Raw genomic sequence first — 13407 nt, 5'->3', positions numbered from 1 at the left:
GCATATTTTTTCATCCATATAAGTATTCTGTATTTTCGTACAACTCAGAAATTAGATTATAGACAAGATATGTATGGCTTCCCGCCGAGTCAGATTCTGTCTTAATCCTGCATCAGTGTTAAGCGTGCAATTAAAAATTTGTAAAATTGTATGTTCAATATATAAGAGGAGACAGACGCTAAGGAGTGGACTCGATTGGGAAAAACAAATGAAAAAGTAAGTGTCGTAATCCCCACTTATAATCGTTCTGAATTATTGAAGAAAGCTGTTTACAGCCTCCAGCATCAGGGCCATCAAAATTTAGAAATCATCATTGTGGATGATTGCTCGACAGATGACACAGAAGCGGTTGTGAAAGAAATGCATGACCCACGCATCAAATACATTCGGCATCAGATCAATAGAGGCGGCTCTGAGGCCAGAAATACCGGCATTAAGCACGCTAAGGGAAATTACATTGGATTTTTGGATTCAGATGACCAATGGCTGCCGGACAAATTACAAAAACAACTGGCGATATTCAATAGCAATCCGGAAGTCGGCGCAGTATACACTGGTGTCAAATTGGTCAATGAGCGCGAAACCATTAAGGAAATTATTCCTCGTTACCGTGGGAATATTTTGCCGATGCTCATGGAATCTAATTGTATTGACACGACTTCTTCAGTTCTAGTTAAAACAGAGCTGCTTCATGAAATCAACGGGTTTGAATCCGCCTTACCCAGTTGCCAGGATTGGGACTTATATCTCCGTTTATCACAGATTACAAATTTTGATTTTGTGAAAGATTCCATGGTGCTGTTTTTCCAGCATTCCGGAGAGCGCATTTCAACGAATAATACGGCGGTACTAAACGGCCAAGTATATATTTTTAAGGCTTATAAAAACTTAGCGAAGGAATTAGGGAACGGCGTTTTCGAGAAATTTTCAATTAATATTTTTAAGACATTGCTGAAAGTGGGCATTACCAGCTGCGACAAAGAAGCGGTTAAATTGGCCAGAAAAGTGTTGCTCGAAGCTGCATTTGAAAAGAATAGCTCGTTAAAAGCGTTCATCTATTATCTTTCTACTTTCTTGCCGCTGAAAGTCCTGGAAATCATGTATAAACAATCGAAAAAGAACTATAAATTCTCTGAAATTCTTTCTACTTAATACTTAATCGAATACCAAAGAGCATTATGAGGATAGAGGGATGAGCATATGGTGAATTACAGTGAATCAGACAATAAAAATGAGCGGATCTTTCAAGTGGCAGTCAATATCATTGCTGGAATAGCGATGTTGTATTATTTTGCGCAAATCGGCCAGCAATTCCATGCGGAAGATGTGTTTCATTTTATTATATTAGGAATTTTTGCCGTTAAATTTGTCATGGATGTCGCCATCTTCAAAGTCGGTTTTGCTTCATTCTCACTTTTGCTGTTGTTCCTGCCGATATTGAGCATTCTCGGATTTGCTCCTGCTGGCGAAGTGCAGCCATTATTTAATGATCGAACGCAGCTAATTGAAAAACATTTTTACATTTTAGCTTTTGGGGCATTATTTTTTTACTTCATTTGGTCGCTTTTACTAGTTCTTGATAATAAATCATTTAAGAAATATGATGCCATCATTTTAAAATTCTTTTTCAGGGACTCGAATAGCTTATTGTCTACCTGGTTCTTCAGCACTGTTGCGATTGCGTCCGCCATCATTTATCTGCCGGATCTTCCGGGGCGGGCCTACCATGAATTCTCGCCAAGCTTGCTGCCGGGAAATGCCTGGAATTCAGTGGTTGCCATTTCTTACTTTTTTGTCCTGATTGGGGTTAAGGGAAGTATGCTGCGAAAAGCTGCTTTGTTGTTTGTGCCTTTTTGGCTGCTTTCTCATTATGCACGGGTGGATATTCTGGGCTTGATCCTGATTTTATACGTCATCATTACGAACACGAAAAAAGGGAAGATTTTTAAGGCCAATTTTAATTTTAAGAAATTCAGCATCATTGCCATCGGGCTTTTGGTCTTTTCTTATTTAGGGATTGTGCGGCATAACGGATTGGTGTTTGATGCAGCAGCCATTTTGGATTCATTTGCAGTTTTAGTGAATTATCCAACAGTCCAGGATTTGGTTTACTCCACTGCTGCTGCCATTGAGGTGACCTATGATCATGGGACAGTTTCTACGCTTCTCGGTTATATTCCGCAATTAATGCCTTCGTTTCTTGGGTCGGAAGCAGGTCCTGGGGCAGCACATCTGGTAGCGGAGTCGATTCATACCAATTATGGCTTGTTCATATACGGGGAGTATTTCTTGAATTATCAAGTGATGGGAGTCATTCTAGCTCCGTTTTTAACGTATCTTGTGGTGTTTGTCCCGGCATTACTGCTCCGGAAACTATTCGGAGATTTTGGGTTTTCTCTCGGCTATTACTTAATCGTAACCACAATCGCACGTGTTTTCTGGTATGGATATATCTATTATATAAAGCCGATGCTTGTCATTGTACCTGTCTTTATCTTAATTTATTTGGTGATCAATGCATTGGAAAAAGATTTGGCTGGAAAGCCGGTATTGAAATTCAAATAGGGATCCTAGGAATGGAGAGGTGAACCGGATGGGGAACATGAAAAAGAAAACTTTAATTTTTGTAGGGCCGCTGCCGCCTCCGATTTTAGGCGAAAGCATCGCTCTTCAATCACTGTATGAAGCAGAAAAGCTCCATGAAATCTATAATGTAAAAAAAATGAATTTGAACCGAAAGGATTTTGAAGATCCCGGGGGTTTGGCATTTGATAAATTACTTTTTGATTCAGTGAAACTTGTATATACTGCTTTTCTCAGTCTGTTTAATAAAAATGCCATCCTTTATATTTCGATTTCTCAAACTAAAATGGGATTGATCCGCGATTGCCTGTTCATCCGTTTCTGTAAAATTTCGCATAAGAATCGAGTGGTTACCCATCTCCATGGCAATAATCTAGGCGGAACAATTGAGGCGACTTCCGGTAGGTTGCGGAAATTCATCGAAAATACTTTGAAGAAAGTGGATGTTGGCATCGTTTTAGGCGGGAAATTAGCTCCCAATTATAAAAATCTCGTGAAACGAGTGGAAGTGGTTTCAAACGGCATACCTGAAAATTTCATCCGAAAAAGTGAAATCGATTTTAATCGGAAGAAAGACAGAGTATCGATTTTGTATTTGAGCAATTTAATGGCTGAAAAAGGGTATGTTGAATTGATCCATGCTGTGGTGGGTTTGATCAGAGAAGGGTTAGACCTTGAATTGAATCTGGTAGGAGCGATCCAAAGTGAAAATGAATTCCAGGAAGTGAAACGGTTTATTGATAAATACGGAATGGCCGATCGAATTATCTATCATGGAACGAAACGCGGGGAAGAGAAAAAGCAGTTTTTCCTTCAAGCCGATATGATGGCTCTGCCAACAAAATACAAAGTGGAAGGCCAACCGATGTCCATTATCGAAGGCATGGCTGCGGGATTGCCGATTATATCGTCGGATCGTGGAATTATCGCTGAATTGATAGAAGACTGCGGAATTTTAGTCGAACCTGTAGTGACGGATATCAAACAAGCGATTAAACAGTTAGCTGTAAATGAAGAAGAGCGAAAGCTGCTTGGCAAAATCAGCCGGGAGATTTACGAAGAATATTATACAGAAGACAAATATACTGATTCGCTTATAGCCATTTTCAGTGATTTCGATAATCAGGAAGCACCAATCTCTGTTAATTCTTTAGGATAGGAAGGCGACGTATGGAACCTAAAAAGAAAATCGTTTTTGTCATCAATTATTTTTATCCGGACTTAGCAGCCACCAGCCAATTGTTGACCGAATTGACCAAAGATCTCCAAGAAGACTTTTTGATTACGGTCATTGCGGCACAGCCCGGCTATGCAGGGGAAAAGAAAGTAGTAAAGAAGACTTTCGAGGAAGATTATTTGGAAACGATTAAAATTATCCGGATTAAATTGCCTGAAGTTAATAAGAACTCGAAAATTAGCCGAATTCGTTATATCCTTTCGTATTTTAGTTTAGCAAATATAGCATTGCTAAGAGAAAAGGATGTCGATATTATTTTCACGATTTCCCAACCCCCGATTTTAGGCGGGTTAATCGGCTCAATCGGGAAGTTCCTTAAGCGGGCTCAACATGTCTACAGTATCCATGACTTTAATCCGGAGCAGGCGCAAGCTGTTTCCTACACGAATAACCAAGCAATATTTAAGGCTGCAAAAATGGTAGATAAATGGAATTGCAGCTATGCTGACCATGTTTTAGTGGTCGGTCGGGACATGGCTGAAACGCTTAGGCAGCGATTTTCGAATCAGAGCGTGCCAGATCATTCCGTCATCAGCAATTGGACCAATGAAAAAGAAATCCTCCCGCTTGATAAAAATCAGCCGATGGTAGCTGACTTTTTAGCGAAACACCGATTGCAGGATAAGTTCATCGTCATGTATTCAGGCAATCTGGGCCTCTACTATGATTTGGAGAATATCGTAGAAATCATTAAAGAATTTAAAGAAGAAACGGGCATTGTGTTCTTATTTATTGGAGAAGGTGCTGTGAAGAACCGAATGCAGGAATATGCAAAAGCGAATCACTTAAACAATGTGATGTTTCTTCCCTATCAACCAAAAGAGTTTATCCGTTATTCCTTGAATGCGGCCGATGTCCACTTAGTGGTGAATCAGAAAGGGATCAAAGGTGTTTCGGTTCCAAGCAAAATTTACGGGGTGATGGCAGCTGGAAAACCGATTCTTGGCGTTTTGGAACAAGGCAGTGAAGTGGAGAGGCTAATCTCGGAAAGCGGATCAGGTGTCGTCGTAGAACCACAGAACTATGCGGGAATCGTCGACTCAATTAAAAAGCTTTATGAGATGAACCGGGAAGAGCTAAAAGGTATGGGATTGAATGGCCGTGTGTATTTAGAACAGAATCTTACGCGGGAAAATTCAATCGGCAAATACCGGGAAGTATTAAAATCTTTATAAGTAAGCCGACCGTCTTGTCCACATATGGGCAAGACGGTTTTTTAAAATACGGAAAACCTAAATGCCTATATTCATTTAGGGATTAATTTAAATTAATTAGGTTAGGTAATTCTAATTACTTATAAAAATGAATGATATTTTCCATAAAATTATTTAATGATTTCTGATATTTCTAACTAATATGAATATTTATATTGAATTATCAGATAATTGTGAGTACAATGGGGTTATATCCATTTCTTATGCAGGTAGAAAGAATCTTTGGGTGTGGATTTAATAATTCTTTATACCTACTTAAGAGTCATGTGTTAAATGCGGCTGAATTAGCGTGAATAAAGCAGATTAGAAGGCGATGGGAGGATGTTATATGAGACTTGTTTTATTGTCAGGAGGATCAGGTAAACGGCTTTGGCCATTATCGAATGATGCACGGTCAAAACAATTCCTGAAGGTACTGAATGACCAAGAGGGCAATAAGGTGTCGATGGTCCAGCGTGTATGGCAGCAATTACAGGAAACCAACCTAGCAGACCATTCCATTATAGCAACGAGCTATTCTCAAGTGGACATGATTAAAACTCAATTGGGGCCATCTGTCCATATTGTGACCGAACCGGAAAGAAGAGATACTTTCCCGGCAATTGCACTGGCGGCCGTTTACTTATTTTCTGTAAAAGGATGCAGGCTGGATGAAGTGGTCGGCATGCTTCCTGTGGATCCATATGTAGACAATGCTTTTTTCAAACGAGTCCACGACTTAGAGGAAGCGCTGAAAAACTCAGGAGCCGATTTGGCTTTAATGGGTGTTAAACCGACTTATCCTTCTGCGAAATACGGATATATTATTCCGAAAGCATTGAATGGCGATGATTATTTAACCGTTGATTATTTTAAGGAAAAACCGAGTGAAACGGAGGCAGAGACCCTGATTGCTAAAAATGCTTTATGGAATTGCGGAGTGTTTGCGTTCCGGCTGGATTATATTATTGACCTTTTAATTGAACGTGGCCTTCCGACGGACTATGAAGGGCTCCTCGAAAATTATCATCTTTTGCCTAAAAACAGCTTCGATTACGAAGTGGTGGAAAAGGCGAAGCAAATTATTTCACTGCCGTACGAAGGCTATTGGAAAGACCTTGGTACCTGGAATACGTTAACGGAAGAAATGGGCGGTTCGATTACCGGGAAAGGCGTCATCGGCAAAAACGTGAAAAATTCGCATATCGTCAATGAACTTGACGTGCCGATTACGCTGCTCGGTCTTGATAATGTTGTAGTGGCTGCAAGCCCGGATGGGATTTTAGTGACCGATAAAGATGCCAGTACGAAAGTAAAAGAATATGTCGACGGCTTTGGCGGCCGCCCGATGTATGAAGAACGCCGATGGGGATGGTACCGGGTATTGGAACACACGAAGTACCCAGAAGGAAATGAAGTGCTGATCAAGCGCCTCGCTGTACATGCGGGTAAAAATTTCAGTTATCAAGTTCATTATAAGCGAAGCGAAGTATGGACAATTGTAAAAGGTGAAGGGGTTTTTGTGATCAATGACCAGCTGAGCCATGTGCGAACTGGCGACGTGATTCATATTCCTTTGGCTGCAAAGCATACCCTTCGTGCTACGACTGAAATGGAGATCATTGAAGTCCAAACTGGCAGCGAATTGATCGAGGAGGATATATTCCGGGCTTTAAATGAATGGGAAGAAATCGAAGCAGTCTGCAAAGGGAGACTGTCGGCTATTCAGCAATAAAATGCAAATTCTTATCTTTGGGATGGGGAGGCATGTTCATGTATAAAGAGCCGGTTTTTCTTGATCCTGTTTTCCAAGAGCGGATCTGGGGAGGCAGCAGACTGCAAACTTTATTCGATTATCAAATCCCGACTCATTTGACGGGAGAAGCTTGGGTGATTTCTGCACATGAAAACGGCCCCTCTGTGGTGAGGAACGGGGCATTAAAAGGCAAGAAATTATCGGAAGTTTGGAAAGAACATCCGGATTTGTTTGGACGCAGCGTTTCTGATGACGAATTTCCGCTATTGGTCAAAATTTTGGATGCAAACGATAATTTGTCTGTCCAAGTCCATCCGGACGACCATTATGCTCGGGAAGTCGTCGGGAAACCATGCGGTAAGACAGAGTGCTGGTATATATTGGATTGTGATGAAGATGCGGAAATTATTATCGGCCATAAAGCGCAAAGCCAAATGGAATTTCAAGAAATGGTGAAGAATGGAGAATGGCAAAATCTTCTTCAGACCATGAAAGTCCAAAAAGGGGATTTTATTTACGTGCCGAGCGGAACGCTGCATGCCATTGGCAAAGGAATTGTAATTTTGGAGACCCAGCAAAGTTCCGATATCACCTACCGCGTTTATGACTATGACCGGATGGATCGGCATGGCGTCAAGCGGGAACTGCATTTAGAGCAGGCTTTGACATGCACGATGTATCCGCATCAGGATTTTTTGTGCGAGAAATTGCGTGAAGACAAAGGGAACCTGGTTTCTACACGTTTAATAGAGGAAACTTATTTCACTGTCTATCATTGGCTCTTAAAGGGGAAGATGGAAGCCAGCTTAGCAGCGGGGTTTCTGATGGTCAGTGTTATCGAAGGATCTGGAGAGTTTGGAACCGAAGACTGTAGGATGGCATTAAGAAAAGGGGATAATTTTATTCTGCCTGCTACTATTAAGGATTATTATGTTAGCGGCGAGATGGAAATGATCGTTTCACATACTTCAAATGCCGCTATCGGATTGAAGTAAAGAGGAAGGTCTCTTATTCTATGCTTTAATTTCTGAATAATCTATTAAAAGCGATTGGAATTTGCAATCGCTTTTTCTAATGGAAGCATTTAAAATTCAAATGAGCAAAAATTTTTTCGCAAAATTTTTGCCATATTCATTAAAAGTTCCCATTTTGATGGTAAACTTAGAAGATGAAATTAATGGCATGATGTTGAAACTGCGTAGGGAGTCGGAAAAGTTGAAAAATACATATGCGGATAAAAAGAGGAATCAATTATGTGGATGGCGTTAACAGGTGGAATAGCAGTAGTGATCGGCTTTGCATTTTCTTTTGCAAAAACAAGCTCACGAGCAGAAAAAATAACAGAAAAGCACCGCGAGGAATTATTGAACAGAGAAATTCCAAAGGAAAAAGAAGTTCAACAAAATAATAAGTGAGAGCAGTTAGAGTGTATGTCCTGTAAGGGGCAAGCGCTCTAGCTTTTTTTTATATTCACATTAAAAGTATTCTAATTTACTAGAAAATTTAGAAAAATGTAATATATTCACTGAAAAAGCTTCCTATTTAGGACTATGGATGTTAAAATGATTAAATAAATAGATTATTAAGAATATTAGTAATTATATATAACCATAAAAGGAGTGGTAAATTGATATTTATAGTTTGGATGGGTATAAAGTATTAGTTAATTTGTGGGGTTATGTAATTGGGTTAAATATGGAATTTCCCTTGAAGAATTAGCAAATACTTATGAATATCCATTTCAATCGCGTAATGAAACATCCGATAAAAACATCTGCATCCTTATTCTCAGGCTTTTGAACATCTCAACACGACTAGTGGAAAGTGAAGATATAATTGATTGCTAATCTCAGGAGGGAATCTAATGACAAAAAAAGTGACAAAAGCCATTATTCCAGCAGCTGGCCTTGGAACGCGATTTTTGCCAGCTACTAAAGCAATGCCGAAAGAAATGCTTCCTTTAATTGATAAACCGACGATTCAATACATCGTAGAAGAAGCAATTGCTTCTGGCATCGAAGATATCATTATCGTTACCGGCAAAGGAAAGCGTGCGATTGAAGATCATTTTGATAAAAATTTTGAACTTGAAGATAATCTTTTCAAAAAAGGCAAATACGAATTGCTGGAGAAAGTCCGGGCTAGCTCAAAAGTAGAGATTCACTACATCCGGCAAAAAGAACCGAAAGGGTTGGGGCATGCAGTATGGTGTGCACGGAAGTTTATCGGCAATGAACCATTTGCCGTCCTTCTTGGAGATGATGTGGTGAAGGCCGAAAAACCTTGCTTGAAGCAATTGATGGACCAATACGACAGCTTGCAATCTTCGGTTATCGGCGTCCAAGAAGTGCATGACACTGAAACTCATCGCTACGGCATCATCAATCCGGTTGCTGTAGACGGCCGCAGTTATCAAGTCAGCAATTATGTGGAAAAACCGAAACAAGGAACAGCGCCATCAAATTTGGCGATCATGGGACGCTATATTCTAACGCCGGAAATTTTTGATTTCCTGGACCAGCAGGAATTAGGAGCTGGTGGAGAAATCCAACTGACAGATGCCATCCAAAAGTTAAATGAAATTCAAAATGTCTTTGCCTACAATTTTGAAGGCAAACGTTACGACGTTGGTGAAATGCTCGGTTTTATCCGGACGACTATTGAATTTGCACTGGATAATGAAGAGTTTTCCAAACCGCTTGAAGAAATTATGAAAGAATTGCTCAGCCAAAAATCAGCCGCATCATTAATCTAGCCTGGGGGAATGAGAATGAAGATTTCGGTCGTCGGTACAGGGTATGTCGGATTAGTGACGGGTGTCAGCTTATCCGAAATCGGGCATCAAGTCACTTGTGTAGACATTAATGAAAAGAAAATAGAAAAAATGAAGAGAGGGATCTCTCCAATTTATGAGCCTGGACTCAGTGAGCTGATGAACAAGAACATCTTGGAGAATGGTTTGGAATTCACTACTAGCCATAAAGAAGCCTTTAAAGATGCGGAAGTGATTTATATTGCCGTCGGTACCCCGGAAGAACCAAGCGGTGCTGCAAACCTGGATTACGTTGAAAAGGCGGCAATCGATATAGCTAAACACATTACGCGCCATGTCACGGTTGTCACGAAAAGCACCGTTCCAGTCGGTACAAATCATAAATTGCTGCAAGTAATCAAACAGAATTTGGTCCATCCGGTAAGGGTGGATATCGTATCGAATCCTGAGTTTCTAAAAGAGGGATCCGCTATCCACGATTCATTTCATGGCGACCGTATCATCATCGGTGCTGAAACCGGACATGCTTTCAAAGTGATGGAAACAATAAATAAGCCGTTCGGAATTCCAATCTATAAAACGGACATTAAAAGTGCAGAAATGATTAAATATGCTTCCAATGGATTTTTAGCAACCAAAATCAGCTTTATCAATGAAATTTCGAATATTTGTGAGTTGGTTGGCGCAAATATTGAAAACGTTGCAGCTGGCATGGGAATGGATCAGCGTATCGGCAGCCAATTCCTTAAAGCTGGAATCGGTTACGGCGGTTCGTGTTTTCCGAAAGATACAAAAGCGCTTATCCAGATTGCTGGAGACTTCGAATATGATTTTAAATTGCTGAAAGGCGTTGTCAGCGTTAACAAAAAACAGCAACGGATTTTAGTGAATAAGTTAAAAGGCTGTTTCTCCAACTTGTATGGGAAAAAAATCGGGATCCTTGGGTTGGCATTTAAGCCGAATACGGATGATATGAGAGAAGCTGCCTCTATCCAAGTGACAAATGAATTATTGAGTTTAGGCGCAAGCGTAATCGCCTATGACCCAATCGCGATCGACAATGCCAAGAGAATTTTAGATCCGCTTGTCGATTACGCCTATTCAGTTGAAGAAGCTGTAGTCGGCTGTGACGCTGTATTGATATTAACGGAGTGGGATGAAATTAAGAGCATGGATCTATCTGTATTTAAACGAATGAAGCAGCCGCTCGTCATCGACGGCAGAAATTGTTTTTCACTCGATTCGATGAAGCAAGCGAGAATCGAATATCATTCAATTGGAAGACCTTCTGTAATTGAAATTATTGAAACTGCCTCTCTGTGAATTTGGAAATTTAACTTCTAGGCGAAAGTGGTGATTTTATTGTCAATTTCCACTCCTGAAAAAACAAAAGATCCGGTGATGAATGAGATGCCGCATCTGACTTTTGAAGAGGTCACAACCAATGAAAATTATGCATACTTATTCACGAAGCGATTTATCGATATGATTGGAGCACTTGTTGGGATCATTTGCTTAAGTCCGTTATTCCTGATGGTCGCCATTTTGATAAAAGCGGAAGATTCTTCTGGACCGGTCTTCTTCAAGCAAAAAAGAGTAGGTAAAGATGGAGAAACTTTTTATATGTATAAATTCCGTTCCATGGTCTGCAATGCAGAAGAATTAAAGAAAGCGCTGCTGCGGCAAAATGAAGTTTCTGGACCGGTTTTTAAGATCAAGCATGACCCGCGGGTAACAAAAGTGGGAAGTTTCATCCGGAAGACCAGCATCGATGAGCTGCCGCAGCTGTTGAACGTACTTAAAGGCGAAATGAGCCTAGTAGGTCCGCGGCCGCCTTTGCCGGATGAAGTCGAGAAATACACGCTTTATGAAATGAAGCGGCTCAGTGTGACCCCTGGCCTCACTTGCTACTGGCAAGTAAATGGCCGCAGCAATATCGGCTTTGAAGAATGGGTTTATCTTGACCTGAAATACATTCGTGAACGCAATACTTTGATTGATATTAAATTGATACTAAAAACAGTGTTGGTGCTGTTTGGCTCTAAAGATGCCTATTGAGTACTAAGAAAATCCCTGCATCGCTCCTTTGCGATGCAGGGATTTTCAATGGAGCAGCTAATAGACAGAAAAGGATTTGAAAAACTGTTGATAGGCACTGCAAAGGAGTGGATAATGGAGTGAATGGATATCTCAAGCAGTTTTCGATGAAAGGAGGAATTTACTCGTGGATGAATTAAAAGGCGTTTTGCCGGCGTTGCGCAATATGAAAGAATTTGAACGCTTATTGAAAAGCGACCATGAATACATCATTTATTTGGAAGTGCGTTTATCGCAGCTGAAGACGCTTGTGCAAGCGGCGAAAAAAGCGGATAAAAAAGTGGTTCTTCATGTCGATTTGATCCAAGGGCTCAAAGCGGATATGTATGGAATCGAATACTTGGTAAGGGAAATCAAGCCGGATGGCATCGTTTCTACGCGCAGCAATGTGATTACGCTGGCGAAAAAAAACAAATTGATGACTATCCAACGGCTTTTTTTGCTGGATAGCCAAGCGCTTGAAAACAATATCAATCTGATCAATCAAGTGAAACCGGACTACATTGAAATTCTTCCTGGAATCATTCCCTCGGTTATAAAAGAAGTGAAAGAAAAAACGGGGATCCCTGTAATTGCTGGCGGTTTGATCCGGACTGAAGAAGATATAAGCCTTGCTTATAAAGGCGGCGCTGTAGCGATTTCGACTTCCCAACCCGAATTATGGGACAAATAAAGGCGCTTTGCAGATTAAAATAGTTTCTGGATTAAAATATGTCAAATCCAGAAACTTTTTAAAAAATTGATATTGACAGCGCTTTCAGTAAGTGATAGTTTAGGATTAACAAGTTAAGAGCTGTGTTGGAGAAATGGAGACCTGCACTGATATGAGTACTTCTTAAGTAGAAGTCTGCTCATTTCAGTGGAGGTCTTTTTTTATCTTTTCGGTTCTTAAACAAAATTATAAAGGAGAGTTGAAAAATGACGGAATTTTTAGCTGAAGTAATTGGTACCATGATTTTGATTATTTTTGGTGCTGGAGTTGTAGCTGGTATCGCATTAAAGGATTCTAAAGCAGAAAACGGCGGCTGGATCGTTGTAACAATCGCTTGGGGCTTAGCAGTAACGATGGGGGTTTACGCTGTCGGCAATTTCTCCGGAGCTCACTTGAATCCAGCAGTTACACTTGGCTTTGCGGCAGTCGGCGACTTCCCTTGGTCAAAAGTTCCTGTTTATATTTTGGCGCAGATGATCGGTGCGATCATCGGAGCAGCTATCGTCTTTTTCAATTACTTGCCGCATTGGGAGCGTACGAAAGACCAAGAGACGAAACTTGGTGTATTTGCAACCATCCCTGCTGTACGTAAGCCATTCTCGAACTTGGTTTCAGAAATCATCGGGACATTTGTTTTAGTAATGGGCTTATTGTTCATCGGAGCAAACGAATTTACAGAAGGCTTAAACCCATTGATCGTTGGGGCATTGATCCTTGCAATCGGCTTAAGCTTAGGCGGTCCTACAGGATATGCGATCAACCCAGCTCGTGATTTAGGGCCAAGAATTGCCCATGCATTATTGCCGATTCCAGGCAAAGGAAGTTCAGATTGGAGCTACGCTTGGGTGCCGATCGTCGGACCAATTTTCGGCGGTATCTACGGAGCAGTATTCTATAAAGCAATGTTCCTAGGCGAATTCAATTTGCTTTTCTGGGCGCTTAGTGCAATCTTCCTGCTGGTTTTATTCGGCGCAGCAAGTGTAGAATTGAGAAAAGGCTCAACAGTAGCTGATAAATTAGAAGAAAAAATCATTTCTTAAATTCCAAAGGAGGAGA

The 13407-nt window shown here is 40.7% G+C and carries 12 protein-coding genes; all 12 read left to right on the top strand.

From position 1 onward, the window contains the following. Window positions 1-195 precede the first annotated feature (195 nt). Window positions 196-1152, top strand: a complete 957-nt coding sequence (locus AC2EXB_RS14220) for a glycosyltransferase family 2 protein (RefSeq protein ID WP_235196897.1) — start codon at window positions 196-198, stop codon at window positions 1150-1152. A 48-nt stretch (window positions 1153-1200) separates the two neighbouring features. Beyond that, window positions 1201-2565: a hypothetical protein gene (locus AC2EXB_RS14215; RefSeq protein WP_483602067.1), complete on the top strand. Its 1365-nt coding sequence runs from the start codon at window positions 1201-1203 to the stop codon at window positions 2563-2565. A 28-nt stretch (window positions 2566-2593) separates the two neighbouring features. Next, window positions 2594-3742 (top strand): glycosyltransferase family 4 protein, encoded by a 1149-nt coding sequence (locus tag AC2EXB_RS14210; protein ID WP_251475308.1) that lies wholly within the window; start codon window positions 2594-2596, stop codon window positions 3740-3742. An 11-nt stretch (window positions 3743-3753) separates the two neighbouring features. Then, window positions 3754-4995, top strand: coding sequence for a glycosyltransferase family 4 protein (locus AC2EXB_RS14205; protein ID WP_483602066.1), 1242 nt, complete (start codon window positions 3754-3756; stop codon window positions 4993-4995). Window positions 4996-5362: 367 nt separating this feature from the next. Beyond that, window positions 5363-6748 (top strand): sugar phosphate nucleotidyltransferase, encoded by a 1386-nt coding sequence (locus AC2EXB_RS14200; protein WP_483602065.1) that lies wholly within the window; start codon window positions 5363-5365, stop codon window positions 6746-6748. A 38-nt stretch (window positions 6749-6786) separates the two neighbouring features. Then, window positions 6787-7764 (top strand): mannose-6-phosphate isomerase, class I, encoded by a 978-nt coding sequence (gene manA / locus AC2EXB_RS14195; protein WP_483602064.1) that lies wholly within the window; start codon window positions 6787-6789, stop codon window positions 7762-7764. Window positions 7765-8022: 258 nt separating this feature from the next. After that, on the top strand, window positions 8023-8184 hold the full coding sequence (locus tag AC2EXB_RS14190) for a hypothetical protein (RefSeq protein WP_235196890.1): 162 nt from the start codon (window positions 8023-8025) through the stop codon (window positions 8182-8184). A gap of 449 nt (window positions 8185-8633) precedes the next feature. After that, a complete protein-coding gene (gene galU / locus AC2EXB_RS14185) occupies window positions 8634-9524 on the top strand; it encodes a UTP--glucose-1-phosphate uridylyltransferase GalU (RefSeq protein WP_483602063.1) in 891 nt (296 codons plus the stop codon). A gap of 15 nt (window positions 9525-9539) precedes the next feature. Next, window positions 9540-10865, top strand: coding sequence for a UDP-glucose dehydrogenase family protein (locus AC2EXB_RS14180; protein ID WP_483602062.1), 1326 nt, complete (start codon window positions 9540-9542; stop codon window positions 10863-10865). A 78-nt stretch (window positions 10866-10943) separates the two neighbouring features. Then, window positions 10944-11600: a sugar transferase gene (locus AC2EXB_RS14175; RefSeq protein WP_483604756.1), complete on the top strand. Its 657-nt coding sequence runs from the start codon at window positions 10944-10946 to the stop codon at window positions 11598-11600. A 166-nt stretch (window positions 11601-11766) separates the two neighbouring features. Continuing rightward, window positions 11767-12312 (top strand): glycerol-3-phosphate responsive antiterminator, encoded by a 546-nt coding sequence (locus AC2EXB_RS14170; RefSeq protein ID WP_483602061.1) that lies wholly within the window; start codon window positions 11767-11769, stop codon window positions 12310-12312. Between the two features lie 245 nt (window positions 12313-12557). Beyond that, the gene (locus AC2EXB_RS14165) at window positions 12558-13391 is read left to right on the top strand and encodes an MIP/aquaporin family protein (RefSeq protein ID WP_483602060.1); all 834 of its coding nucleotides are present in this window, start codon (window positions 12558-12560) and stop codon (window positions 13389-13391) included. Window positions 13392-13407: the final 16 nt, after the last annotated feature.

This window comes from Planococcus alkaliphilus, assembly GCF_057031095.1.
The sequence above is the reverse complement of the archived record's forward strand: the minus strand, read 5'-3'. Positions and strand labels throughout refer to the sequence as shown.

What these genes read in the sequence shown, in the direction of transcription:
- AC2EXB_RS14215 (WP_483602067.1), top strand. Translation starts at nt 1,201, where the DNA reads ATGGTGAATTACAGTGAATCAGACAATAAAAATGAGCGGATCTTTCAA.
- AC2EXB_RS14210 (WP_251475308.1), top strand. Translation starts at nt 2,594, where the DNA reads ATGGGGAACATGAAAAAGAAAACTTTAATTTTTGTAGGGCCGCTGCCG.
- AC2EXB_RS14205 (WP_483602066.1), top strand. Translation starts at nt 3,754, where the DNA reads ATGGAACCTAAAAAGAAAATCGTTTTTGTCATCAATTATTTTTATCCG.
- AC2EXB_RS14200 (WP_483602065.1), top strand. Translation starts at nt 5,363, where the DNA reads ATGAGACTTGTTTTATTGTCAGGAGGATCAGGTAAACGGCTTTGGCCA.
- manA (WP_483602064.1), top strand. Translation starts at nt 6,787, where the DNA reads ATGTATAAAGAGCCGGTTTTTCTTGATCCTGTTTTCCAAGAGCGGATC.
- AC2EXB_RS14190 (WP_235196890.1), top strand. Translation starts at nt 8,023, where the DNA reads ATGTGGATGGCGTTAACAGGTGGAATAGCAGTAGTGATCGGCTTTGCA.
- galU (WP_483602063.1), top strand. Translation starts at nt 8,634, where the DNA reads ATGACAAAAAAAGTGACAAAAGCCATTATTCCAGCAGCTGGCCTTGGA.
- AC2EXB_RS14180 (WP_483602062.1), top strand. Translation starts at nt 9,540, where the DNA reads ATGAAGATTTCGGTCGTCGGTACAGGGTATGTCGGATTAGTGACGGGT.
- AC2EXB_RS14175 (WP_483604756.1), top strand. Translation starts at nt 10,944, where the DNA reads ATGAATGAGATGCCGCATCTGACTTTTGAAGAGGTCACAACCAATGAA.
- AC2EXB_RS14165 (WP_483602060.1), top strand. Translation starts at nt 12,558, where the DNA reads ATGACGGAATTTTTAGCTGAAGTAATTGGTACCATGATTTTGATTATT.